The organism is Agrobacterium sp. 22-221-1, from assembly GCF_053522445.1.
Genome location: NZ_JBNWCL010000008.1, coordinates 64,302 through 87,410 on the forward strand (window position 1 = coordinate 64,302; position 23,109 = coordinate 87,410).

Sequence of the window (23,109 nt, forward strand, 5' to 3'; positions counted from 1 at the left end):
ATGAGTTTTGTTATCCATATGATCGACGTGTTCGGCTCCGGGCCGCTTTCCGGCAATCCGTTGGCGGTCGTCATCGGCGCCGATGCTTTGTCGACGGATGAAATGCAGGGATTGACGCGCTGGTTCAACCTTTCCGAAACCACCTTCCTGCTGCAACCCACCCATCCGCAGGCTGATTACCGGGTCAGGATATTCTCGCTGGACAGGGAGTTGCCCTTTGCCGGGCATCCCACACTCGGCAGCTGTCATGCCTGGTTTTCGGCCAGCGGCATGGCAAAAAATCAAACCGCCATTGTTCAGGAATGCGGTGCGGGACTGGTCACGATCCGGCGGTCGCATGGGCGACTTTGTTTTGCCGCTCCGCCGCTTATCCGTTCCGGCGCACCGACGCCGGCCGAACTGGAAGAGGCGCGGCAGCTATTGAGGATCGAGGCTTGCGATATCATCGACGCCGCTTGGATCGATAATGGTCCCGGCTGGCTGGGGATCAGGCTGGCATCGGCCGAAAAGGTGCTTGGCCTCGACCCGGCCCGCAATTGGCCCGGTCGCATCGATATCGGTGTGGTTGGTCCTCATGCGCAAGGCGGCGAGACCGCCTTTGAGGTTCGCGCCTTTTTCAGCGATCATCTGGGCGTCATCGTTGAAGACCCCGTTACCGGAAGCCTCAACGCCTCGCTGGCGCAATGGCTGTTCGCGACGGGTGTGGTTGGCGAAGACTATGTCGCGGCGCAGGGAACGCGCCTTGGCCGCCACGGCCGCATTTACCTGACCCGCGACGATGCCGGCCAGATATGGGTTGGCGGCGAAACGCGCACGCATGTCGAAGGCCGGTTGCAAGGCCTTTGAAAAGACAGACGAAAACGAGGTGACTTTGATGAGTAGCAGTGTTTACCGCCCCATTTCCGAACGCGTATTGGCGGATGATTGGGGACGGCTGACCAAGTATGAGTATGAACTTCAGTTGAGGGACGGAAGCTGGCAACGGCAGACCCGGGAGGCATATGATCGCGGCAACGGGGCGACATGCCTGTTGTACAATCCGGCAAGCGACAATGTCCTGCTGACCCGCCAGTTCCGATTGCCGGTGCTTTTGAATGGCGGTCTGGAATCGCTGATCGAGACACCGGCGGGGCTGCTGGAAGGCGCTGACCCGGCGACGCGAATGCGTGCGGAACTGATCGAGGAAACCGGTTATGAGGTTTCCGAACTTACGCATCTGTTCGATATCTATATGAGCCCCGGATCGGTCACGGAATATCTCGCCTTTTTCTACGGCGAATATGCCGAGAAACATAAGGTCGGGGCAGGCGGCGGTTCAATGGACGAGGGCGAAGACATCGATGTGCTGGAAATCGCCTTGCCCGAGGCGATGCGGATGATCGGTCGCGGCGATATTCGCGATGCCAAGACGATCATTCTGATCCAGCATCTCGCCATCCGGCTCTTGCAGGAAAAGATCGCGGTACGCTGATCGTCATCCAATGCTTCCAGTCCGGGGCGTCGGCGCCGGATCAACCCGATCATCGTTTTTGAAGTTCAAAAATACGAAGGAGTTTCAGCATGGGTATTGCGCCGCTCAGCCCCGTTCACGCATCCACCGCCTCGGCAATGGACACCCTGAAAATGCTGGTACACTACAAGGCCTGGGCGAACGGGTTGACGTTCAAAAGCGTGATGGAGCTGCCGGAAGGTGAAGCCCTGCGGCAGAGGCCGACGCGGTTCGGAAACATGGTGCATACGCTGAACCATGTTTATGTGGTGGACGATATTTTCAGGCATCATCTACAAGGAAAGAAACACGGCTACACTGCCCGCAACACTGACCATACGCCCACAATTGGCGAATTATGGCAAGCCGTTCAGGAAATGGACCGCTGGTATGTCGATATGGTCGACACCTGGGTGGACGTAGACCTCGCGACAGCCGTTCATTTCGAATTTGTCGGAGGAGGGAAAGGCGTCATGACCCGCGAGCAGATCGTGCTGCATATCGTCAATCATGGCACCTATCACCGAGGCTTTGTCGGCGACATGATGTATCAGGTGCCCTTTACGCCGCCGTCAAACGATCTTCCCGTCTTTATCAGGGATCATTATCGCGGCGCTTACTGAGCGCTTGCCGTCGGTTCGATCACCGGGCGAAAAGATTGGCGGCCATATAGTCTACAAATGCTCTGACTTTTGGAGAGAGATATCGATTGGTCGGCCAGAGGACGCGGAAGGTCCCTGTGTCGGCCATGTAGTCGTCCAGCAGCGATACCAGTTTCCCCTGAGCGATTTCGGATGTCACCGCGAATGAGGGCAGACATGTTATCCCGAACGATCGTTCCGCAAGGTAGATCAGGGGCTCCAGCGTGCTCGCAACGGTGGCGACCGGAAGATCGATCCTGATTTCGCGTCCTTCGCGAACCAGCGGCCACGGCTCAAGCTTTCCGGAATTGGCGAAGCGATGGTGGAGACAGCGGTGCCGGACAAGATCTTCCGGAACCTCCGGGCGTCCATGCGCCTTGAGGTAGTCAGGCGCCGCCACGACGCTGTGTCTGAAAGTGCCGAGCTTGCGGCTCATCAGCCGTGTGTCCCTGATCTCGCCCGTTCGGATGACGGCGTCGAATCCCTCTTCGATGACATCAACCAGACGATCGGTAAAATCGAGGTCGAGGCTGATTTCGGGATACGCCTCCATGAAGGCGGATATCGTTGGCATCAGAAGCATGCCCGCAAGCGGAAGGCTCACACGGAGTTGCCCGCGCGGAACGGCCTGCGATCTCGACAGTTGCGCCTGCACGGTCTCATATTCGGACTGGATGCGCCGGCATGTATCGAGGAAGAAACTTCCGTCCTCCGTCAGGGCCATGCTGCGCGTCGAGCGATTGAACAGTCTTACGCCCAGCTCCTCCTCCAGACGCGCAATGGCTTTTCCGACGGCTGATCCTGAGATGCCGAGGCGATGCCCGGCGGCCACGAAGCTTCCCGCTTCCGCCACCTGAATGAATATGCCGAGTGTTCCGAGCTTGTCCATGACGCCGCAATTAAGGAATTTTTGTCCGGTATGTTAAGAATAGCAGCTCGTTTATCCGCTATTTTGCTTCCGATATCCAGATGTCGCCGCGGCCGAAATGGCCCGAGCTTCAAATGGAGATAACTCATGGAAACGAAACCTACCGCAGCTTTTGCGGGCTCTCCCTCTCCCACAACTTTCGTTGTCAACGTCATTCATGCGCATCCGGGAAAGCAGGACGAAGCCTTCGCCATTATTCAGGATGTCGTTCACTATGTTGCCGAACGAAAAGAAGGGTTTCTCTGGAGCAGCCTTGCGAAAAGCACCGACGGAGAGACCGTTGTTAATGTCGAGGCCATTCAGGGAACCGGCAATGTCGACGAGTTCTTTTCCGATCCGCAATTCGTCGAAAAATTCCGGAAACTGGACACCGTCTCCAGGAGCGAGTTTCACACATACACCGTCGGCGATCTGGTTCTCCCGAAGCCCATTGCTGAGTGACGGATAGAGCGCGTTCGGTTTTAAAACGTGCCGGTCAGGTGGCGGCCGGGGGGCTTCCCCCGGCATTGGAGCGGAACGCTGTCGCCGGGCCATGGTCAAAGCACTCGATCAGCATTTCGGTCAGCACCCGGATTTTTCTTGCCGGATGCTGGCCGGGCGGTCTGACGACAAATATTCCCGCCGGCGGCGGCGGATAGCGTTTCATGACGCGGACCAGCTCGCCCGAGTCCAGATGATCCTTGATGAGATCGTCGGGCAACACGGCGATCCCCAGACCGGCAACCGCGGCGACGGCGAGGGCGGCCCCGTTGTCGGCCTTGAAACGTCCCTGTGGGCGAATGCTTGTCACCCTGTCTCCATCCATCACCTGCCAGGTCTCCGTTCCCTGCATGAGCGCCTGATGGGTTAGGAGTTCTTCCGGTGTCTCCGGAGAGCCGTGGGCCCTGATATAGTCCGGGCTGGCGACGAAACTTCCGTAGAGGGGGCCGACGCGTCTGGCGACAAGGTTGGAATCCTGAAGGTGGCCGACCCGGATCGCGCAATCATACCCTTCTGCGATCAAATCCACGAAACGATCCGTGTAACAGGTCTGGATCTGGAGTTGGGGATAGCGGCACGCCATTTGCGCAATCACCCGTGCGAAATGCGTCGGGCCGAAAGAAAGCGGCGCAGCAATCCGCAGACGCCCGCGGAGCTCGCCAGCCGGAAGAATTGTCTCCCTCGCCACATCGATTTCGGCTGAAATCCTTGCCGCATAGTCCCGGAAGGTTGCGCCCGCTTCTGTCAGGGAAGCGCCGCGTGTGGATCGGGCCAGAAGCTGGACACCAAGCTCGGCTTCAAGCCGCATGAGCCGCCGGCTGACCATCGACTTGGAGATGCCGAGCCGCAGCGCGGCTGAAGTGACGCCTCCCGCATCTGCAACTTCGACGAATGTCCGAAGATCTTCGATATCCACTCAGCGTTCCTCATTCTGCGACACAGCTCAGCGCTGACAAGGACTACCGCATCATAAACAGGAATGACAAGTTTCGTCCCGCGGCAACGCCCGAAGGGGCGCATGTCTTTGCGCAAGCGCTTCAATAAACCGCCAACATAGGATGAACCCATGACCTTTCGTAACGGCCTCGATTCACTTCTCCGCCCTGAAGATTCCGTCCTCGTTCTGATCGATCATCAGCCCTATCAGCTCGCGAACCTGAACAGCCACGATCCGCAGGCTGTGGTTAACCTCACGACCGCACTGGCGAAGCTGGCAAAAGCCTTCAATGTTCCGACCGTTCTTACCAGCGTGATCGCGGCGCGCGGCGGACTGCTCTTCAAGCAGATTACCGACGTGTTTCCCGGCCAGGAAGTCATCGATCGCACCTGGGTGAACACCTGGCAGGACGAGAATGTGGTGAACGTCGTCAAGGCGACCGGCCGCAAGCAACTGATCATCGCCGGCCTGTGGACCGAGGTCTGCGTCGCAATGCCCGTCATCCAGGCCGCCGGCGAAGGTTGGGACGTGACCGTGATCACCGATGCGTCGGGCGGGATTTCGAAGGAGTCTCACGAAGTTGCCATCCAGCGCATGATCGCGGCCGGTGCGAACCCGATGACCGTGATGGCGCTCGCCGGCGAATGGCAGCGCGATTGGGCGCGCACCGACCATGTCGAGGAGCTGACCGAAATCCTCATCCAGCACTTCGGCGGCAGCGGCATCGCCTATCTCTGGGAACAGCAGCTTCTCAACACGCCGGCGCCGGCCACAAAGGGCGGTCACTAAGAACCGGGCAGGGATGGCGGGTGCCTGTTGGCTCCCGCCATCCCGTCGCCTCAAGGCTATTCTCTCGCCCTGCAAACGAGGCCGGCGCGATCCCCATGAGAAAGGGAGGTGCCGGCTTTGATCGCTTGCCTATGGGCGCGCGCATCGGACATACTGCCCCTTGAACCACAAAGGCCAAGGGCAAGACGAAGCCAGAGACTTGGAGCTGGATCGCGGAGCCATGCGAGAAGATTGAGCCCATGAATACGCGATTCCTCGAAACTTTTCTCTGGGCTGCCCGATTGAGCAGCTTTTCGGCAGCCGCGGAACGTTTGCACACAACGCAAGCATCGGTATCCAACCGGATTGCCGCTTTGGAGCGGGAGCTCGGTGTCGTGCTGTTCACGCGCGATGTGCGCTGCGTCAACCTGACGCCCGCCGGTCGTCTGGCGCTGCAACATGCCGAAAAGATCGTCAACCTCACCGGCGAGTTCCGGCAGATCGTCAGTAACCGCGAGGCGCTGAGGGGTACGGTGCGGATCGGTGCCGCCGATACGATCGTCTATGCCTGGCTGCCGCTTCTCATCCGCCGCGTCAACGAACAATATCCCGGTGTCAGCCTCGATCTGACCATCGATACCAGCCTGAAACTCTCGCAGCGCATTCAGAACGGCGAGGTGGATGTCGGTTTCATCATGGGGCCGATCATGGCTGCGGATATTTATAATTCACCGCTCTGTACATTCGAATCCTGCTGGGTCGGCGCCGTCGAGCTGCCGCTGCCGGAAACCGGTGTGACGCTTGAAGATATCGCGCATTTTCCGCTGCTTACCTTCTCGACCGGCTCGCAGCCGCATCAGGCGTTGCGGGCGCTTCTCGATTCCCATGGACTGTCCGATAGCCGCATCTACAATTCCAATTCGCTGTCGATCATGACGCGCCTTGTGGCCACGGCCGTCGGGGTGGGCGCCTTGCCGCGCGTTTTGGTGGACGGCATCATCAAATCGGGCGAAGCGCGTATTCTCGACATCACGCCGCCGGTGCCGCCTCTTACCTTCCACACGGTTTATCAGGAGCGTGGCGACAACGCGCTTGCCCGTGCCATTGCCGACATGGCGACGGAAATCGTCAGTGAAACCACCACGCAATGGATGACGGCCGCAGCTTAAATTTTATGCTGCAACGCAAAATGATTAATCTATAAGCTTACCTTATGGGTTTCGATAGAGTTTTTCCGTTTGTCAGGAAAACAGTTCCCGTTCTTAATTCTCCTCGCAACATGAGAGGAGAGCAACGTGAAAGTCTCACTTGTTCAAATGAATACCCAGAACGACAAGGCAGAAAACCTCAAGGTTGCTGCCGATTTAATTGAGAAGGCAGTCAAGGCGGATAGTCCTGATCTTGTTGTCCTTCCGGAATACTTCGCATTTCTTGGAGATAATCCTCAGGAAATGCATGAGAGCGGGGAAGAATTCCCCGGCGGCGAGATTTACTCGCTGCTTTCGGATCTGGCCAAAAAGCACGCGATCACGCTGCATGCCGGTTCCATCGTCGAGAAGGAAGGCAACCGCTTCTACAATTCGACGCTCGTTTTCGGCCCGGACGGCAAACAGATCGCCCGTTACCGTAAAATTCACCTGTTCGACGTCGATACGCCGAACGGCATCAGCTACCGCGAATCCGATTCCGTTGCCCGCGGTGAAGAGGTCGTGACCTACAAGGTTGGCGACAGGACGGTGGGTTGCGGCATTTGCTACGATATCCGCTTCCCGGAGCTGTTCCGCGCCCTGCGGGACAAGGGTGCAGATGTCATCGTTCTGCCGGCCGCTTTCACGCTGATGACCGGCAAGGACCATTGGGAAGTGCTGGCCCGCGCCCGCGCCGTCGAAACCCAGACCTATTTCCTCGCTGTCGGCCAGATCGGCACCCATGCGGGTGGCAAGAAGGCCTGCTGGGGTCATTCCATGGTCATCGATCCGTGGGGTCACATCGTCGCGCAATGCTCAGACACCGTCGGAACTGCCGGCGCCGCTCTCGACTTCGACTATTCGGCCAAGGTGCGCGCCAACGTGCCGGTGGCGAACCACCACGTTCTCTGATCGGAGAAAGACCCAATGTTTATCGTCAACCCCATGCCGGAACAGATCGGCGCCGACATCATCGAGCTTCTTGAAAAGGTCGAAGTCGCAACGATCGGCCATGTGCTTCATTCCGGTTTCGTCGATCCTGAAATCCGGGCCGTTCTTCCGGGAAAGCGCGTGGCGGGCACCGCCGTCACGTTGCGCATCCCGAATGCGGATTCGACCATGCTTCACTACCTGACGCAACTCGTGCGTCCGGGCGATATCGTTCTCATCGACCGTTGCGGTGATACCCGTCACGCCTGCTGGGGCGGTGTCATCACCAACACCATGAAGATGGCGGGTGTGAAAGCCGGTGTCGTCGATGGCCCGGCGACCGATTTCTCGGAATTTACCAAGGTCGACATGCCTATGTGGTGCCGCGGCCCGTCGCCGATCACCACCAAGATCCTTGGTCTGGAAGGCGCGATCAACGTTCCGATCAGCGTCGGCGGCCAGATGATCAATCCGGGCGATGCGATCCTGTGCGATGAAAGCGGGGTTGTCGCCCTTCATCCGAGCCAGGCCCGCGCCATGGCGGAACGCGCCATCGGCATGCAGGAGGCCGAGATCGTGCTTCTGGAACGCCTGCGCAACGGCGAGAAGCTGCCGGATATTTCCGGCGCCAATAAATTCGTCCAGGCCAAGCTCAGCGCCTGACACAATCTTTCGGGTGGCGGATCCGTTCGCCACTCCCAATAACAATAGAGGAGAACAGGACAATGAAGAAATCGATACTTCTGAGTGGGATTCTCATGCTTGGCGCGGCCGCCCTGCCGGCGCACGCCCAGCAGACCGTGACGTTCCTTGGCTATAGCGGCCTTTTCCAGGAGCGTTACACCAAGGCCGTCATCGAGCCTTTCATGGCCGCCAACCCGGATATAAAGGTAGACTATTTCCCGCAGCAGGGTTCCGCCGCCATGCTCGGCTCGCTGCGCGCCCAGAAAGCTGCTCCGCAATCCGATATCGCGCTGATGGACGTCTCCGTCGCCAAGACCGGCACGGATGAAGGCCTGTTCGACAAGGTCGATGAAAGCGTGACCAAGAACGTTGCCGACCTCTATCCGAATGCCCGCTTCGAGGGCGTCGCCGGTGTCGGCGTGACCTTCGACAACCTCGTTCTCATCTATAACACCGATGCAATCAAGACCGCGCCGGACAGCTGGAATGCCCTCAAAGACAGCGCCTTCAAGGGCAAGATCGCCATGCTGAGCGCCCCTGACATCGTCGGTATCGGTACGACCATCATCATGGACCACATGAATGGCGGCACCGACTTCATCAAGAATATCGACGCCGGCATCAATGCCATGGCGGAAGTCGCGCCGAACGTCCAGACCTGGGAACCGAAGCCGGAAGTCTATCCGACTGTCGTCAACGGCCAGGTGTCGCTGGGCGTGGGCTGGAATGCCCGCAGCCAGGTCAATGCCGACGGTTCCAAGGGCAAGATGAAGGTCGTTCTTCCGAAGGAAGGCACGATCCTGCAGATCAATACGCTCAACCTCGTCAAGGGCGGCCCGTCGTCCGAGGCGGCCCGCAAGTTCATCGATTACGCGCTGAGCCCGGAAGCCCAGGCCGCCTTCACCGCCGCCATGTATTATGCGCCGACCAACGCCAAGGCCACGGTGGCTCCCGATGTCAGCGATCGTACGGTCGTCAAGGCGATGGACAAGGTTATCCCGGTCGACTGGATCGGCCTCTCGAAGGTTCGTGACCAGATCACGCAGGACTGGCGCCGCAAGGTCATCCCGCTCAGCCGCTAAGGCTTTCACGCCCGGTGTGAAAAATGGCAAGACTTCCGCATCCCCTTCGGGCGGATGCGGAAACGGCATAGGCCCCGGCTCATTTCCTCTGTCGGTGTTGGGATCGATGGAGGGGTGGGTGGCCCGAAGGCCTGCATGGGGAAAGCGCCGCGCAGAGCGCAGGTAAATTTCCGCCGCGATTGCATAGATCAAGGGACAGGGCATGTCCACGACCCGCCGGGATGGGACATGTTCTGGAGAAAGGCAAAAAGCCAGAATGGGAACTTCAGACATCATGCAGCCAGGATTTCTCTCGATTCGTTCATTGACCAAGCGCTACGAAACCATGGTCGCCGTGGATAATCTCAATCTCGAGATTCCCAAGGGCGAACTGGTTGCCTTCCTCGGTCCATCCGGCTGCGGCAAGTCGACGTCGCTGCGCATGATTGCCGGCCTTGCTCCCGTGACGTCAGGTTCGATCCTGATCGACGGCAAGGATGTGACCCAGCTTGCGCCCTATAAGCGCGATATTGGCCTCGTTTTTCAGAGCTACGCGCTTTTCCCGCATATGACGGTTCTCAAGAACGTCATGTTCGGTCTTGAAATGCGCAAGGTGCCGGCTGCCGAAGCGGAACGGCGTGCGCGCGAAGCGATTGCCATGGTGCGTCTGGAAGGGCGCGAAGATCGCCGGCCTGCCCAGCTTTCCGGCGGCCAGCAGCAGCGCGTCGCACTGGCGCGTGCACTCGTCATACAGCCCTCCATTCTCCTGTTCGACGAGCCTCTTTCCAATCTCGACGCCAAGCTGCGCGACGAGATGCGCTCTGAAATCCGCCGTATCCAGAAACAGCTCGGCATCACCTCCATCTTCGTCACCCATGATCAGGTCGAGGCGCTCAGCATGTGCGACAAGGTCGCCGTGCTCAATGGCGGGCGTCTGGAACAGCTCGGCACGCCGCACGATCTTTACGAGCGCCCGGCGACGGCTTTCGTCGCCTCTTTTGTCGGCCGCACCAACAGGCTGGTCGGCAATGCCGTCGGCGATCACATCACGGTCGGGGATGCGGTATTGCGTGCGCCCGGCTCGCACAACGGCACGATCGACCTTATGGTACGGCCGCACCGCATGGCCATGACGGTTGCCGGTGACGCCGCACCCGATTTCGACGGAGCGCCGGTCAATCGCATCGCCGGTGAGGTTCGCGATGTCTATTATGCAGGCGATATCCTTCACTACGAGATCGCCGCGGGCGGACAGACATTGTCGGTGGAGCGCGCGACTTCCGGCGGGGAAACACCTGTGGCGGCGGGCAGCGCGGTCAGCCTCGTCTGGCGGGTGGAGGACACGCTGGTCTTCGGAGCAGGCCAATGACAGCGGCGGTCATGATCACGGCTCCCGGCAGCCGCACATCCTCCATGGTGTTTCTCGCAACGCTTCTTCTCGGGCCGATCATTGCGGTCAATGGGCTGGCCTTCGTGATGCCCGTCTTCAACCTGCTCCTGCTTTCTTTCCGTGAAAGCCTTGGCGGCGGCGGTCTCGGGGAAGCCCACACGCTCGACAACTGGTCGTCCACCCTGACCGACGGCTTTTATATCGAACTGATCGGCCAGAGCATCCTGACCAGTCTTCTTATCACGGTTCTCACACTCATCGCCTCCTATCCCATCGCGCTTTATCTTCACCGGGCGCAGGGCCGCTGGAAAACGCTGCTGCTGGTGCTCGTCATTTCGCCGTTGCTCACCTCGGCCGTGGTGCGCACCTATGGCTGGATCGCGATCCTTGCCGATGACGGTCTCATCAACAATATCCTTTTGGCTCTCGGTGCCGAAAGCGGCGTGCGGCTGCTGTTCAACAAGGTCGGCGTCGTCATCGGGCTAACCGAAATCCTGATGCCCTATATGATCCTGGCGTTGCTTGCCGGTTTCGGCAGGCTCGATCCGCGTGTCGAAGAAGCGGCGGAAACGCTCGGCGCATCGCCGTGGAAGGTATTCTGGCGGATCATCGTGCCGCTCACCATGCCCGGCGTCGCCCTCGGTTGCCTGCTTTCCTTCGTTCTCGCCGTCAGTTCGTTCATCACCCCCAAGCTGCTCGGCGGCGGGCGCGTCTTCCTTCTGGCGACGGAAATCTACGATCAGGCCATCGTGACGCTCAACTGGCCGCTCGCCGCGACGCTGTCGATGATCATTCTCGTTATTTTCGGCGCTGCCCTGGTGCTCTATTCCCGGCTTCTGCGGGCCATTCTTTAAAGGAGATCGAAGATGGAAGAACGTCCCGCTCCGCTGGCGCTGAAAATCGTCGCCTTCATCATGTTCCTTTTCCTGCTGGCGCCCGTGGTTCTCGTCGTGCCGATCTCATTTTCGGCCGATAGCTACATGACCTTTCCGCCCTCCGGCTGGAGCCTGCGCTGGTATGTCGATCTCATGCATAATTCCAAGATGATGGGAGCGCTCGGCACCAGCACCCTTCTCGCCATCATCGTCACCGCGCTCTCCATGCTGATCGCGCTGCCCGCCTCCTATGCCATCGTTCGCATGCGGGTGATCGGGGCGGATGCGCTTCTCGCCTTCTTCACCGCGCCGCTGCTGCTGCCGACTATCGTTCTCGGCCTCGCGATCCTGATCGTCTTTGCCGGTGCCGGCCTGCTCGGCACCTTCACAGGTCTGGTGATTGCGCATCTCATCATCGTGCTGCCCTATGCGCTGCGTGTTCTCACCACCTCGCTTGCCGGCCTGCCGCTGATCTTCGAGGAGGCCGCCTCCACGCTCGGGGCATCGCCGCTCACTATTTTCCGACGCGTGACCATGCCGATGATCGCGCCGGGTGTCGTGGCGACGGCGGCACTTTCCTTTCTGGTGTCATTCGATGAAGCGGTAATTTCGCTGTTCCTCACCGGCCCACGCATCACCACGCTTCCCGTCGCCATGTATCAGCATGTGGAAACGCAGGCCGATCCGCTCGTCGCGGCCATTTCCGTTCTCTTGATCGTGCTCACCCTTGCCGTCGTCCTCATCGTCGACCGCACGGCGGGCCTGACCAAGACTTTCGTGAAATAAAGTCGTGGGGGCTGCCGGCTGGCGCTGGCTGCCCCTACTGGCACAGGCGCGAATTTCACTCCCGTTTATGAACGCTGCTGCTGCATCGGCGCGATCCGTCGCGCCCGTTGATTTCGCTTTGAAAGACGAAGGCAAAGGGAAGCCCATGGCTGAAACCCCCTCCACGGAATTTGATGTCGCCGTCATCGGCGCCGGCGTCGTTGGGTGCGCGGTCGCCCGCCGTTTCGCGCTGGCCGGTGCGAAGGTGGTGGTCATCGAGAAAGGCCCCGATATCCTCTCCGGCGCCTCCAAGGCCAATAGCGCCATCCTGCATACCGGCTTCGATGCGCCGGAAGGCAGTCTGGAACTGGAACTGGTGAAATCAGGCCGGGAGAAATATCTCTCCATTCATGGGCAGATGGGCCTCAGCCTCGTCGAAACAGGCGCGCTGGTCTGCGCCTGGAACCCGGACGAGGCGGGAAAACTGCAGGCGATTGCCGATCAGGGGCGGCGCAACGGCATTGCCGGGCTTGAGTTCCTTACGGCCTTGCAGGCCCGTGAAACCATGCCGGGCCTGTCCAACCGCCTTGTCGCCGCGCTCGACGTTCCGGGCGAACATATCATCGATCCGTGGTCCGCCCCGTTGGGCTATCTCACGCAGGCGGTGGCGCTCGGCGCGCAGCTGGTGCGTAACGCGGAAGTCCTGTCCGGTGTATTCGACGGCGCGTGGCGGATCGAGACGACCGCAGGCGTTATCCTTGCCGCGAGTGTCGTCAATGCCGCCGGGCTGTTCGGCGATATCGTCGATGCGCGTCTGGGACTTTCGCCCGACTTCGCCATCAAGCCCCGCAAGGGGCAGTTCGTGGTGCTGGACAAGGCTGCCCGCCGGCATGTGCCGCGCATCGTCCTGCCCGTTCCCACCGAAATCACCAAGGGCATCGTGGTGTGCCCCACCGCCTTCGGTAATGTTCTCGTCGGCCCGACGGCGGAAGAGCAGGAAGACCGGGAGCGCGCGACGGTCGAGACGGCGACGCTGGAAGCACTGCTGGAGCGCGGCGCGGAGATCGTTCCGGCGCTGGCCTCCGTTGCCGTGACCGCCGTTTATGCCGGTCTGCGCCCCGCGTCTGAAAGGAAGCATTACCGCATTTCCGCCCGGCCGGACCGGCGCGCGATCACGCTCGGCGGCATTCGCTCCACCGGCCTCAGCGCCGCACTCGGCCTGGCGCAGCATGCGCTGAAGCTTCACGAAGGTTTCGGCATGCATTTTGTCCCACCGCCCTCGGCTCCCGACGTGACGATGCCCAACCTGACCGAAACCTGCGAGCGGGACTGGCAGCGTACAGATCATGGCGAAATCGTCTGTCATTGCGAACTCGTCACCCGCCGCGAGATCGAGGCGACCTTCTTAAGCCCGGTGCCGCCGGGCGATTTCGGTGGGCTGCGGCGGCGCACCCGCGCCGGCATGGGCCGCTGCCAGGGCTTTTATTGCAACGCCCGGCTGGCCGCGATGACGGGCGACCGTCTGGCAACCCCGCTTGCCGTTCGCGCGGGAGATAACCAATGAGCGCAGGGGAAGCTTTTCAGCAAAAGAGTGCGGATGTGATCGTGGTCGGCGGCGGCCCGGCGGGTGTGGCGGCGGCGCTGGAGCTGAAAGCGCGCGGTATCGCCCGCGTGATGATCCTTGACCGCGAGCCGGCCCTTGGCGGCGCGACCCGGCATTGCCTGCATTCGCCCTTCGGCATGCGTGAATTCGGACGCGTCTATTTCGGTCCGGCCTATGCGCAACGCCTGCAGCGGCAGGCGCAGAATGCGGGTGTCGATATACGCACCGGTCATTCCGTGGTGGAACTCGGGCAGGATGGCGCGCTGCTGGTGACGTCGGCGCGCGGCGTCGAGACGCTGAAGGCCCGGCGTATCGTGCTTGCGACCGGCGCGCGGGAAAAACCACGCTCCGCGCGACTTTTACCCGGCGACCGGCCGGTAGGCGTGATCACCACCGGCACGCTGCAATCCTATGTCGCCTTTCACGGCATCATGCCCTTTCGCCGGCCGCTTATCGTCGGTTCGGAACTGGTTTCCTTTTCCGCGCTTCTAACCTGCCTGACGCATCGCGTCCGGCCGGTGGCGATGATCGAGCCGGAACCGCATCCGCTGGCGCGGTCGCCTTTCCATTGGTTTCCGCGATTGGCCGGGGTGCCCTTTCATTGTGGTGCGGTACTCACGGATATTCGCGGACGCGGCCGGGTCGAGGAGGCCGATATCCGTCTTGCGGATGGTCGCATCATGACGGTTCAATGCGACGGTATTCTGCTTACTGGGCGGTTCACGCCGGAGGTAGCGCTTCTCAATGCATCCCCCGTGGATGTTGCGGCAGGCAGCGCCGGGCCGCTGATCGATCAGGACGGACGGATGCCCAACCCGATATTTTTCGCCGGCGGGAATGTCTTGCGAGCCGTGGAAACGGGCGGCTGGGCGTTTCGCGAAGGCCGCCGGGTTGGCGCGGCGGTGGCTGACGATCTCGTTCGGGAACCATGCGGCGCGCCGGGGGTGCCCGTCACCTTCGCCGATCCGCTCAAGCTGGCGGTTCCCGCCATGTTGCGGCCGGGTGGGCTCGACAGACCCGCATTTCGCGACTTTCAGCTTCGCTTCACCAGACACGTTCAAGGCCGGCTTTCGCTTCATCTCGACGGAACGGAAGTGTGGAGCAAGACCGGCCGTTGGCCTCCTGAACGCCGTGTACTGGTGCCCATTCCCGGCGCTGCGTTTGAAGCGGGCCAGATTGCTTTCCACTTTCAGGAGACCAATTGATGCGCATCGCCGCAATCGATCAGGGAACGACATCGACCCGGTGCCTTGTGGTGAGCGATGGCGGCACGGCGGAGGTCGTGGCCAGCCGACGTCACGCACAATTTTATCCGGCCGCCGGCCATGTGGAACATGATCCGGAAGAACTGCTGGGCAACATCCGCGCGGTGCTGGCTGCCGCCGGGCCGGTGGATGCCATCGCCATCGCCAATCAGGGCGAGAGTTGTCTGGCGTGGGATGCCGTGAGCGGCGAGGCGCTGTCGCCGGTCATCGTCTGGCAGGATGCCCGCACCGCCGAAGCGCTCTCCGCCCTGCCGCCTTCGGCAACGGATCGTTCGAAAGAGATTTGCGGGTTGCCGCTCGATCCCTATTTTTCGGCCAGCAAACTGGCCTGGCTGGTCAGGCACAATCCGGCAGTGGCACAGGCACGCGCCGGAGGCCGTTTGCGGCTGGGCACCACCGATGCATTTTTTCTGGACCGGCTGACGGGCTGTTTCCGCACCGACCTTGCAACGGCGTCGCGCACGGGGCTGCTCGATCTCTCAACCGGAGACTGGAGCCCGGAACTCTGCGCGCTTCACGGCGTGCCGCCGGATTGCCTGCCCAAAATCGGCCCTGTCGATAGCGGCTTCGGCGCGGTCGAGGGAACGCCCATCCGCGTTTCCATCGTCGATCAGCAGGCAGCGCTTTATGGGCATGGCTGCCGCAAGGCCGGCGATTGCAAGATAACCTTCGGAACCGGGGCCTTTCTGCTGGCCGTTGCCGGTAACGGGAGGCCTTTGACGGGAGAGCTTCTGCCGACCGTTGGCTGGCAAATGCAGGGCGGCCCTGCGGTTTTCGCCATCGAAGGCGGAATCTATGATGCCGGCGCGGCGCTCGAATGGGCGAAAAAGATCGGCCTCTATGCTGAAAATACCGAACTCGACGGTTTCGAGGGACCATCGGCCATTCGCCGAGGCCTTGTCTTCGTGCCCGCCCTTTCTGGCCTTGCCGCGCCCTATTGGGACAGGCAGGCCGTGCCGTTGTTCATCGGCATGGACCACGCGACCGAGCGGCGTGACATGGTGCGCGCCGTGCTGGAAGGCATTGCCCTGCTGACGGCGCGGTTGATCGAGGCGGCATCGGCGGTCGCCCCCATAGGCGATACGATCTCCATCGATGGCGGCTTGTCGAACAGCCGCTATTTCGCCCGCTTTCTGGCCGCCGCCAGCGGTCGAACCATTTGCGTGCCCGCCATGCGCGAGTTGACGGCGCTCGGTCTGGCGGAACTGTGCGGTGTCGATGTCGCGGCCCTGCGAGGCGATGCCGAGATATTCACGCCCGATGGATCGGTCGATGCCGAAGACCACGCCCGCTTCGCACGCGCCATAGACAGTGCGCGGAGCTGGCAACGATCCAAAACCTGCACAAGTGCGGTTCCGCCGACCGTGCCGGCGGCGGGCGTCTGATTTCTCCAATTTAAAGAACAGGCGACAAAGGCGACAGAATTTGATAAATTACAAAACAGCCGGTTGCGGTTTGACGCGTCGATAAGAAGTCACCGAGCGTTCCTGTACCGCCAGCCGGATCATGGCGCAGGAGGAGAAGTGCTATGACGGCATTCCATGTCATGGCCGGTGCGAGTGGTGAATTTGCCCGCCCGGAAGTCCGCAAGATTGGCATCCCGGATATTGTGGATGCGTTGAAGCTGGGACTTGAGGACTTTAAAGAAAAGCCGTCCCACTATGTTTTTCTCTGTCTTATGTATCCGATTGCCGGTGTTTTTCTGGTGATGTGGAGTTCCGGCGCCAATCTGCTGCCGGTTATTTATCCGCTGATGTCGGGTTTTGCACTGATTGGTCCGATCGCGGCCATCGGGCTTTATGAAATCAGTCGGCGGCGTGAGCAGGGGTTGGATAGCTCCTGGCGGCATGCACTGGAGGTTCGTCACTCTCCGGCCCTGCCGTCGATCATCGCGGTCGCCGTCATGCTGTTCGTGCTTTTCGTAGTCTGGTTGATTGTTGCGCAGAGCATCTACACTGCGACTTTCGATGCGACCGGTCCGGTTTCGCTCTCCACCTTTCTGTCGGACGTATTGACGACCTCGCAAGGTCTCTCCCTCATCATCTGGGGCAATCTGGCCGGCTTCGTTTTCGCGGTCGTCGTGCTGGCGACAACAGTGGTGGCGTTCCCGCTGCTGCTCGACCGGGATGTCGGCGCAGTCGCGGCGGTGGATGCGAGCATCCGCGCCACGCTTGCCAACCCGGTTCCGGTGGCGCTTTGGGGATTGATCGTCGCGGCGTTGCTCGTCGTCGGCACGATCCCGGTATTTATCGGCCTCGCGGTCGTCATGCCCATCCTCGGCCACTCGACCTGGCACCTCTATCGGAAACTGATCGTGTCCGATTATCCAAGCCGTACGCCCTGAATTCATAGAGGAAATCTATCCGTAGATCACCCTCCTTGCCGTTGCGGCCCCACTGAGGGGAGCCGCGGCGGTTGGGACGGACATGGAGAGTGCGGGGATGCCATGTGGTATCGTTTTCTTCCGATCTGTCTGCTTTTCGCGATTGCCTTCCCGATTGAGGCCGTAGCACAGGAAGGGGACGCTGCCGCAGGCGCCACCGTAATTGCTCGCCCGATCAATTTATGAGATAATTCTAATATACTTCGCGATGGGGTTGTAGAAGTATTCGTGGCCGGGTCACGGGAGGAGACGATGGCTGTCGTTGTGATTCTCGTTCTGCTGGTGGTGGGATCGATCGTGTTCCACCTCTTGAGCCCGTGGTGGTGGACGCCGATAGCCTCGAACTGGAGCTATATCGACAATACGATCATCATCACTTTCTGGATCACCGGCTTCGTTTTCTCGGCCGTCGTGCTGTTCGTCGCCTATTGCGTGTTCCGCTTCAGGCACCGCGCCGGAAACCGGGCGGCATACCAGCCCGAAAACAAGCGCCTGGAATGGTGGCTGGCGGGCGGAACCGGGGTTGGGGTGGCTGCAATGCTTCTCCCGGGCCTCTTCGTATGGAACCAGTTCGTGACCGTCCCGGACGGTGCGAGCGAGGTGGAAGTCGTCGGTAAGCAATGGCAATGGAGTTTCCGCCTGCCGGGAGCGGACGGACGGCTCGGACGGGCGGATACGCGCGCTATCGGACCCGACAATCCGCTGGGCCTGAACAGGAACGATCCCGCAGGAATGGACGATGTCATCGTTGAAGGCGGTGAGTTGCATCTGCCCGCCGGCAGGCCGGTGAAAATGCTGCTGCGCGCGGTCGATGTCGTGCATGATTTCTACGTGCCGGAGTTCCGGGCCAAGATGGACATGATCCCCGGCTCGGTCACCTATTACTGGTTTACGCCGACCCGGACCGGAACTTTCGAGGTTCTCTGCGCGGAACTGTGCGGCGTGGGCCATCCGCAGATGCGCGGCACCGTCGTCGTCGATACCGAGACCGATTATCAAGCCTGGCTGCAGCAGCAGCCGACTTTCTCGAAATTGCTGGCTTCAGCGGAAACGTCGGCGGCCAGATAAGCGCCGCGCATATCGGAAGGGAAGACCGCATCGGGGGAACAGGGAGGTTGGAACATGGTCGAGATTGGATCCGACGCCGGGCAGATCATTCAGCCCGCTGAAGTCGAGGACGTCGAGCTTTATCACCCGAAAAGCTGGTGGACGAAATATGTCTTCAGCCAGGATGCCAAGATCATTGCCATTCAATATTTCCTGACCGCCATCGCAATCGGCATGGTGGCGCTGGTGCTTTCCTGGCTGATGCGCCTGCAGCTCGGTTTTCCCGGATATTTCTCCTTCATCGATGCGGAACATTATTATCAGTTCATCACCATGCATGGCATGATCATGGTGATTTACCTGCTCACCGCGCTGTTTCTCGGCGGTTTCGGCAACTACCTGATCCCGCTGATGCTCGGCGCGCGCGACATGGTGTTCCCCTATGCCAATATGCTGAGCTACTGGCTCTACCTCTCCGCTGTTCTAGTGCTGGTGGCCGGTTTCTTCGCACCCGGCGGGCCGACGGGCGCCGGCTGGACGCTCTATCCGCCGCAGGCGCTTCTTTCGGGAACGCCGGGCGGGCGCGACTGGGGCATCATCCTGATGCTGTCATCGCTGATCCTGTTCATCATCGGCTTTACTTTGGGCGGGCTGAATTACGTCGTCACCGTGTTGCAGGGACGCACGCGGGGCATGACGCTGATGCGCATGCCATTGACGATATGGGGCATATTCACGGCGACCGCCATGGCGCTGCTCGCTTTTCCGGCGCTCTTTGTCGCCGCCGTCATGATGTTGTTCGACCGGCTGCTCGGCACGAGCTTCTTCATGCCGGCCATCGTGGAGATGGGCGAACAATTGAAGCAGGAGGGCGGCAGTCCCATCCTGTTCCAGCACCTTTTCTGGTTCTTCGGCCATCCGGAAGTCTATATCGTCGCACTTCCCGCCTTCGGCATCGTCTCGGATCTGATCAGCACCCATGCGCGCAAGAATATCTTCGGCTACCGCATGATGGTCTGGGCGATTGTCATCATCGCAGCGCTGAGCTTCGTCGTCTGGGCGCATCATATGTATGTCAGCGGCATGAACCCGAATTTCGGGTTCTTTTTCGCAACCACGACGCTGATCATCGCCGTGCCGACGGCGATCAAGGTCTATAACTGGGTGCTGACGCTCTGGCGCGGCGATATCCATCTCACCCTGCCGATGCTGTTTGCGCTTGCCTTCATCGTCACATTCATCAATGGCGGATTGACGGGTCTCTTCCTCGGCAATGTCGTCGTCGATGTGCCGCTTTCGGATACGATGTTCGTGGTCGCCCATTTTCATATGGTGATGGGGGTCGCGCCGATCATGGTGATCTTCGGTGCGATCCACCACTGGTATCCGAAAGTCACGGGCCGGATGCTGAACGAGGCGATGGGGCACGTCCATTTCTGGATCACCTTTCTCGGTGCTTATGCCATCTTCTTCCCGATGCATTATCTCGGGCTGATGGGCGTGCCGCGCCGCTATTACGAGCTGGGCGAAACCGCTTTCATTCCAGATTCGGCGCACACGTTGAACATATTCATCACCGTGGCCGCGCTCATCGTCGGTGCGGCTCAACTGCTGTTCGTGTTCAATCTCGAGTGGAGCCTGCGCTGGGGCAAAAAGGCGGTCGGCAATCCGTGGCGGGCCACGACACTGGAATGGCAGACGCCGCAGACCCCGCCGGTTCATGGCAACTGGGGCAAGGAACTGCCGGTCGTTTATCGCTGGCCGTATGATTACAGCGTGCCCGGCGCGGCTGAGGACTTCCTGCCGCAAAACCAGCCGGCGGCGGCCGGGCCGTCCGAAAGGGTCCTGTCATGAGCGCCATCCTCGTCTTCATGGCCGGAATCGCCGGCATCATCGGCTGGTGGATGGCGCGGCAGCGGCTAGCCTCGAAGCCCTGGCTGGAAGTCGGTCTGGCAGGCGATGCGCCGCAGATGCAGGGATCATCGGCGACAATCGCGAAAGTCGGACTTGGGATATTTCTGGCGGTTGTCGGTGCCTTGTTCACCTTGCTCATCAGCGCCTATCTCGGCCGCATGGGCGGCGCCGACTGGTGGGGTATCCCGATCCCCGGACTGTTATGGGTGAACACCGCGGCGCTTGCCGCCAGCAGTCTGGCGCTGCAATGGGCGAAAACCGAAACCCGTCCAGATCATCGCGACAGGCTGAATGCGGCTCTTGTGACAGCCTTTGCGACGGCTGTTTTCTTTGTCGCCGGTCAATTCCTGGCGTGGCGGCAACTCATCTCCGCAGGCTATATTCTGGCGGATAACCCATCGAACAGCTTCTTCTACATGATCACTGGCCTGCACGGCCTGCATATATTGGGCGGGCTTTTCGTGCTTGGTCGCACCGCAATCCGTGCCCGGAGCGAGCCCTTGTCGGCAAGAATGCGCCTGAGTGTGGAGCTGTGCGCCATCTACTGGCATTTCATGCTGGTCGTCTGGCTGGTCCTTTTTGCGCTTTTCGCCGGCTGGGCGAATAGTTTCGTCGATCTCTGCCGTCAATTGGTCACCTGAGGAGTGTCGATCATGGCCGCATCCATGGAGGAAAGACCGGTAAGTGATCCGCATCTGCGGCCGGCGGGACTGCGCGGCGTCGCCGCCGATCTGTCATCGGACCAGCGGGCGTTCAAGAACGTCTCCTGGGGCAAGGCGATGATGTGGATATTCATCCTGAGCGATATCTTCATTTTCGGCTGTTTCCTGCTGGCCTATATGGCGGCGCGCATGTCGGCCACCGCGGCCTGGCCCAATCCGAGCGAGGTTTTCGCGCTCACGATTGCCGGCAGGCACATTCCGCTGATCCTGATTGCCATTATGACTTTTGTTCTCATCAGCAGCAGCGGCACGATGGCCATGGCCGTCAACTTCGCCTATCGCCGCGACCGTCGCAAAACCGCCGCGCTGATGGTGGCGACGGCAGCGCTTGGCGCGACATTCGTGGGAATGCAGGCATTCGAATGGAGCAAGCTGATCGCAGAGGGCGTTCGTCCCTGGGAAAACCCGTGGGGTGCGGCGCAGTTCGGTTCGGCTTTCTTCATGATCACGGGCTTTCACGGCACCCATGTTTCCATCGGCGTCCTGTTTCTTCTCATCGTCGCGCGCAAGGTGTGGCGGGGAGATTTCGATGAGGAAAGGCGGGGGTTCTTCACCAGCCGCAAGGGCCAATACGAGATCGTCGAGATAACCGGGCTTTACTGGCACTTCGTGGATCTGGTGTGGGTCTTTATCTTCGCATTCTTCTATCTGTGGTGAGTGAGGATGGCATCATGGCACAGCAACAGTCACAACAGGGACAGCAGCATCCGATAAGACTTTACATGGTGGTCTGGGGACTGCTTTTCGTCCTCAGCGCCTTCTCCTATATGGTCGATTATCTCGGCATTCAGAGCTATCCGAGATGGTCTCTCATCATCCTGTTCATGATCCTGAAGGCGGGGTTGATCATGGCGATTTTCATGCACATGGCCTGGGAACGGCTGGTCCTGATCTACGCCATCCTGCTTCCGCCGGTTCTCGTGTTCGTCTTCGCAGCCCTGATGGCCTCGGAATCCAACTATACGGCTCTTACCCGGGTGACCTTCATGGGGGCCGGTTCTTGAGACCCATTTGCGCCGGAATGCGTTGGGCCTCAACCGATCTGAAATCCGTGTGCCAGCGGGTCGCGGTCATCCACGAATATCGTGTTGTGCCCGATAATCTGCGCCCAGCCTGAAACGCTCGGGACGATTCCCCTGAAGCTGCCGATTTCCGTCTCCTGCTCGATCCTGCCTTCGAAGATCGTGCCGATCAGGCTTTCCTGATGGAATGTGTCCCCGGTTTTCAGGCGACCCTTGCCATGGAGTTGCGCCATGCGGGCCGAGGTGCCGGTGCCGCCGGGCGACCTGTCGATGGCCTTGTCACCGTAAAAGACTGCGCCCCGCCCATCCGCATTGGCGGAAACCGGTTGGTCGCACCAGATGGCGTGATGCACGCCGCTTATTCTTTCATTCTCTGGGTGTACCGGATGGCAAAACTCAGAAAGCGCGGTCCGCAGCTTGCGGCTGAGATCGACGATATCGCTGGCCGACATGCTGTCGATACCGGGCCAGACGGCTTGCGGCTCGACCACCGCATAATAATTGCCGCCATAGGCGATATCGACAACGAGCCTGCCGAGACCGGGGACATCGACCTCCACGTCGGCGGCGTGAAGGTAGCTCGCGACATTGATCATGCGGACGGATTCGACGAATTCTCCGGGCTTCTCATATTCGATATCGACCTTTCCCGCAGGGGTCTCTATCGACAGTCTTCCCGGCACTCTCGGGGTGACGAGACCCTCCTCGATTGCCGCCGTCACAAGCTCGATCGTGCCGGCGCCGCACATGGGCAGGCAGCCGCTGACCTCGATGAAGATCACGGCGAAATCGCAGTCTTGCCGATGCGCCGGGTAGATGATCGCGCCCGACATCACATCGTGCCCGCGTGGTTCGAACATTAAAGCCTGCTGGATCCAGTCATGGTCCCGGACGAATATGTCGCGACGCTCGGCTATGGGGAGATGCGGCAAGAGCGGTCCGCCGCCAGCCACGAGGCGAACCGGATTGCCGCAGGTGTGGGCATCGATGCAGAAGAAGCTCTTGCGCATGGGCTGCT

24 protein-coding genes are annotated in these 23,109 nt (G+C 60.4%); 21 read left to right on the forward strand and 3 right to left on the reverse strand.

Going from position 1 to position 23,109, the window contains the following annotated elements; all coding sequences use genetic code 11:
• From ACQZ5N_RS14145 to ACQZ5N_RS14155, 3 genes are all read left to right on the forward strand, one after another.
• Positions 1 to 846 (forward strand): PhzF family phenazine biosynthesis protein, encoded by an 846-nt coding sequence (locus tag ACQZ5N_RS14145; protein WP_448733233.1) that lies wholly within the window; start codon positions 1 to 3, stop codon positions 844 to 846.
• A 28-nt stretch (positions 847 to 874) separates the two neighbouring features.
• Entirely contained in the window at positions 875 to 1,471 is a 597-nt protein-coding gene (locus ACQZ5N_RS14150; RefSeq protein WP_448733234.1) for an NUDIX domain-containing protein, read from the forward strand.
• A gap of 89 nt (positions 1,472 to 1,560) precedes the next feature.
• Entirely contained in the window at positions 1,561 to 2,112 is a 552-nt protein-coding gene (locus ACQZ5N_RS14155) for a DinB family protein (protein WP_448733235.1), read from the forward strand.
• A gap of 19 nt (positions 2,113 to 2,131) precedes the next feature.
• On the opposite strand, the gene ACQZ5N_RS14160 is transcribed toward ACQZ5N_RS14155, so the two are convergent.
• On the reverse strand, positions 2,132 to 3,019 hold the full coding sequence (locus ACQZ5N_RS14160) for a LysR family transcriptional regulator (RefSeq protein WP_448733236.1): 888 nt from the start codon (positions 3,017 to 3,019) through the stop codon (positions 2,132 to 2,134).
• A gap of 126 nt (positions 3,020 to 3,145) precedes the next feature.
• On the opposite strand from ACQZ5N_RS14160, the gene ACQZ5N_RS14165 reads away from it, so the two are divergent.
• Positions 3,146 to 3,499, forward strand: a complete 354-nt coding sequence (locus ACQZ5N_RS14165) for an antibiotic biosynthesis monooxygenase (RefSeq protein WP_448733237.1) — start codon at positions 3,146 to 3,148, stop codon at positions 3,497 to 3,499.
• Positions 3,500 to 3,533: 34 nt separating this feature from the next.
• On the opposite strand, the gene ACQZ5N_RS14170 is transcribed toward ACQZ5N_RS14165, so the two are convergent.
• Complete coding sequence (locus ACQZ5N_RS14170; RefSeq protein ID WP_448733238.1) at positions 3,534 to 4,454, reverse strand: LysR family transcriptional regulator; 921 nt, start codon at positions 4,452 to 4,454, stop codon at positions 3,534 to 3,536.
• A gap of 150 nt (positions 4,455 to 4,604) precedes the next feature.
• On the opposite strand from ACQZ5N_RS14170, the gene ACQZ5N_RS14175 reads away from it, so the two are divergent.
• The 17 genes from ACQZ5N_RS14175 to ACQZ5N_RS14255 all read left to right on the forward strand — a co-directional run bounded on the left by ACQZ5N_RS14175 (position 4,605) and on the right by ACQZ5N_RS14255 (position 22,073).
• A complete protein-coding gene (locus ACQZ5N_RS14175) occupies positions 4,605 to 5,264 on the forward strand; it encodes a hydrolase (protein WP_448733239.1) in 660 nt (219 codons plus the stop codon).
• Positions 5,265 to 5,503: 239 nt separating this feature from the next.
• The gene (locus ACQZ5N_RS14180; RefSeq protein ID WP_020812348.1) at positions 5,504 to 6,412 is read left to right on the forward strand and encodes a LysR family transcriptional regulator; all 909 of its coding nucleotides are present in this window, start codon (positions 5,504 to 5,506) and stop codon (positions 6,410 to 6,412) included.
• Positions 6,413 to 6,538: 126 nt separating this feature from the next.
• The gene (locus ACQZ5N_RS14185) at positions 6,539 to 7,342 is read left to right on the forward strand and encodes a carbon-nitrogen hydrolase family protein (protein WP_448733240.1); all 804 of its coding nucleotides are present in this window, start codon (positions 6,539 to 6,541) and stop codon (positions 7,340 to 7,342) included.
• Positions 7,343 to 7,357: 15 nt separating this feature from the next.
• Positions 7,358 to 8,023, forward strand: a complete 666-nt coding sequence (locus ACQZ5N_RS14190) for an RraA family protein (protein ID WP_003521976.1) — start codon at positions 7,358 to 7,360, stop codon at positions 8,021 to 8,023.
• 62 nt (positions 8,024 to 8,085) lie between these two features.
• Positions 8,086 to 9,126, forward strand: coding sequence for an ABC transporter substrate-binding protein (locus ACQZ5N_RS14195; protein WP_065654920.1), 1,041 nt, complete (start codon positions 8,086 to 8,088; stop codon positions 9,124 to 9,126).
• 274 nt (positions 9,127 to 9,400) lie between these two features.
• Entirely contained in the window at positions 9,401 to 10,474 is a 1,074-nt protein-coding gene (locus ACQZ5N_RS14200) for an ABC transporter ATP-binding protein (protein WP_448733241.1), read from the forward strand.
• Positions 10,471 to 11,349: an ABC transporter permease gene (locus tag ACQZ5N_RS14205; RefSeq protein WP_003521979.1), complete on the forward strand. Its 879-nt coding sequence runs from the start codon at positions 10,471 to 10,473 to the stop codon at positions 11,347 to 11,349. The genes ACQZ5N_RS14200 and ACQZ5N_RS14205 overlap by 4 nt, the downstream gene beginning before the upstream one ends.
• Positions 11,350 to 11,361: 12 nt before the next feature.
• Positions 11,362 to 12,156, forward strand: coding sequence for an ABC transporter permease (locus ACQZ5N_RS14210; RefSeq protein ID WP_003521980.1), 795 nt, complete (start codon positions 11,362 to 11,364; stop codon positions 12,154 to 12,156).
• 145 nt (positions 12,157 to 12,301) lie between these two features.
• The gene (locus ACQZ5N_RS14215) at positions 12,302 to 13,699 is read left to right on the forward strand and encodes an FAD-dependent oxidoreductase (RefSeq protein ID WP_448733242.1); all 1,398 of its coding nucleotides are present in this window, start codon (positions 12,302 to 12,304) and stop codon (positions 13,697 to 13,699) included.
• Positions 13,696 to 14,943, forward strand: a complete 1,248-nt coding sequence (locus ACQZ5N_RS14220; RefSeq protein WP_448733243.1) for an NAD(P)/FAD-dependent oxidoreductase — start codon at positions 13,696 to 13,698, stop codon at positions 14,941 to 14,943. The genes ACQZ5N_RS14215 and ACQZ5N_RS14220 overlap by 4 nt, the downstream gene beginning before the upstream one ends.
• Positions 14,943 to 16,388 carry an FGGY family carbohydrate kinase gene (locus tag ACQZ5N_RS14225; RefSeq protein ID WP_448733244.1) on the forward strand — a complete coding sequence of 482 codons (1,446 nt, stop codon included), beginning with the start codon at positions 14,943 to 14,945 and terminating at the stop codon, positions 16,386 to 16,388. The genes ACQZ5N_RS14220 and ACQZ5N_RS14225 overlap by 1 nt, the downstream gene beginning before the upstream one ends.
• A 143-nt stretch (positions 16,389 to 16,531) precedes the next feature.
• Positions 16,532 to 17,347, forward strand: coding sequence for a DUF2189 domain-containing protein (locus tag ACQZ5N_RS14230; RefSeq protein WP_020812341.1), 816 nt, complete (start codon positions 16,532 to 16,534; stop codon positions 17,345 to 17,347).
• Between the two features lie 291 nt (positions 17,348 to 17,638).
• Positions 17,639 to 18,454: a cytochrome c oxidase subunit II gene (locus ACQZ5N_RS14235; RefSeq protein ID WP_269831558.1), complete on the forward strand. Its 816-nt coding sequence runs from the start codon at positions 17,639 to 17,641 to the stop codon at positions 18,452 to 18,454.
• Between the two features lie 54 nt (positions 18,455 to 18,508).
• Positions 18,509 to 20,287, forward strand: a complete 1,779-nt coding sequence (locus ACQZ5N_RS14240; protein WP_448733245.1) for a cytochrome c oxidase subunit I — start codon at positions 18,509 to 18,511, stop codon at positions 20,285 to 20,287.
• Complete coding sequence (locus ACQZ5N_RS14245) at positions 20,284 to 20,988, forward strand: cytochrome c oxidase subunit 3 (protein ID WP_003521988.1); 705 nt, start codon at positions 20,284 to 20,286, stop codon at positions 20,986 to 20,988. Before ACQZ5N_RS14240 ends, ACQZ5N_RS14245 begins: the two co-directional genes overlap by 4 nt.
• A gap of 12 nt (positions 20,989 to 21,000) precedes the next feature.
• The gene (locus ACQZ5N_RS14250; RefSeq protein WP_003521989.1) at positions 21,001 to 21,726 is read left to right on the forward strand and encodes a heme-copper oxidase subunit III family protein; all 726 of its coding nucleotides are present in this window, start codon (positions 21,001 to 21,003) and stop codon (positions 21,724 to 21,726) included.
• Positions 21,727 to 21,740: 14 nt separating this feature from the next.
• Positions 21,741 to 22,073: a cytochrome C oxidase subunit IV family protein gene (locus tag ACQZ5N_RS14255; RefSeq protein WP_448733246.1), complete on the forward strand. Its 333-nt coding sequence runs from the start codon at positions 21,741 to 21,743 to the stop codon at positions 22,071 to 22,073.
• Between the two features lie 29 nt (positions 22,074 to 22,102).
• Here ACQZ5N_RS14255 and ACQZ5N_RS14260 read toward each other — a convergent pair whose 3' ends face one another.
• Positions 22,103 to 23,101 (reverse strand): 4-hydroxyproline epimerase, encoded by a 999-nt coding sequence (locus ACQZ5N_RS14260; protein ID WP_448733247.1) that lies wholly within the window; start codon positions 23,099 to 23,101, stop codon positions 22,103 to 22,105.
• Positions 23,102 to 23,109 lie beyond the last annotated feature (8 nt).